Genomic DNA, 1,218 nt, shown 5'->3' with positions numbered 1-1,218 from the left:
ACGGCGGGGGCCTCGGGGGCTTCGGGGCCCGGGTCGGCCGCCCGCGCCGCGCGCGCCGCTTCCACCCGCGTCAGGGCCTCGACGTCGCCGGCGGACCGCACCGCCAGGCGCGCCACGGCGGCGGCGCCGACGAAGACGATCAGGGCGCCCAGGCCGGAGAAGTAGGAAACCTCCAGCGCGGCCCGCTTGCGCTCGGTGGCGGCGATCGGATCGCCGGCCGACCCGATGCCCAGCATCGGGGCGACGTCGCCGCCGATGACGAACCAGGCGCCGGCCAAAACCGCCAGCCAGGCGCCCAGCATGGCGCTGATGCGGTTCGCGGAGAAGATCAGCAGCAGGCCCGCCACCACCGTCGCCGCCCCGGGCAGCACCTCGAGCCACCCCCGCGCCGCGCTCCACGCCCAGTCCTGGCCGGGCGTGTAGGCGAAATCGAAGTCGGGACCGACGAACGGCACCAGCGCGCCCCACGCACCCAGAACGACCAGGAGCAATCCGCTCAGGGCGCCGCGCGAGCGCGGCATCCACAGCGCGCTGGGTCGGCCGTTTCGTGCGTCTCTCATCAATTTCTCCTCGATCGAAGCCGGACTGTTTCAGCCCCGCAGGGGTACCCCGCGGCCGGCCCGGGTAACCCGGACGACCCGAGGTTGTGGCCAATGTGGCCGATGGGGCGATGGGGCCCTGTTAGGCGAAAGGGTGGCGGCTTAGGCCGAGAGGCCGAGTGCAAGCAGGACCATGGCGATCACCGGGAAGGCGCCCTGGATCACCGCGGCCCGCGCCTTGTCGGGCGCCGACAGGAGCAGCACCGCGGCGGCCGCGGCCATCGTGGCGACCCCGGCGAAGATCAGCGTGGCGCCGATCTCCTTGTGTCCCAACGCCATTGCGGCGACGCCGACACCGGTGACGATCGCCAAAAACAGGTTGTAGAAGCCCTGGTTGAGGGCGAGCAGCCGGGTGGTCTCGGCTTCCTCGGCCGTCGTGCCGAACACCTTGCGGGTGCGCGCCGAGGTCCACGTCAGCGACTCCATCGTGAATATGTAGACGTGCAACAGGGCGGCCAGCGCGGCGAAAACCAGCCCGGCGGTGATCATCGTCACAGACGACACCGCCGGGTCGGTCGGGATTCGCGCCTGCGCGCCCTAGATGTACTCGGCCAGGACGTTGGTAGCAGGCGTGTCGGCTTGATGTGAGGAGAACCCCCGGGTGGGGTGTGGCGTGTCG

2 protein-coding genes are annotated in these 1,218 nt (G+C 71.4%); both read right to left on the bottom strand.

All coding sequences use genetic code 11. From position 1 onward, the window contains the following. A partial coding sequence (locus AWC19_RS03750) for a hypothetical protein (protein ID WP_245848689.1) occupies positions 1-560 on the bottom strand: 560 nt, incomplete at its 3' end. 141 nt (positions 561-701) lie between these two features. After that, on the bottom strand, positions 702-1,088 hold the full coding sequence (locus tag AWC19_RS03745; protein WP_085076752.1) for a DUF1304 domain-containing protein: 387 nt from the start codon (positions 1,086-1,088) through the stop codon (positions 702-704). Between the last annotated feature and the right edge of the window lie 130 nt (positions 1,089-1,218).

It is taken from the genome of Mycobacterium palustre, from assembly GCF_002101785.1.
GTDB lineage: Bacteria > Actinomycetota > Actinomycetes > Mycobacteriales > Mycobacteriaceae > Mycobacterium > Mycobacterium palustre.
Note: the sequence above shows the minus strand (reverse complement) of the source record. Positions and strands in the feature narration are given on the sequence as shown.

What these genes read in the sequence shown, in the direction of transcription:
- AWC19_RS03745 (WP_085076752.1), bottom strand. Translation starts at nt 1,088, where the DNA reads ATGATCACCGCCGGGCTGGTTTTCGCCGCGCTGGCCGCCCTGTTGCAC.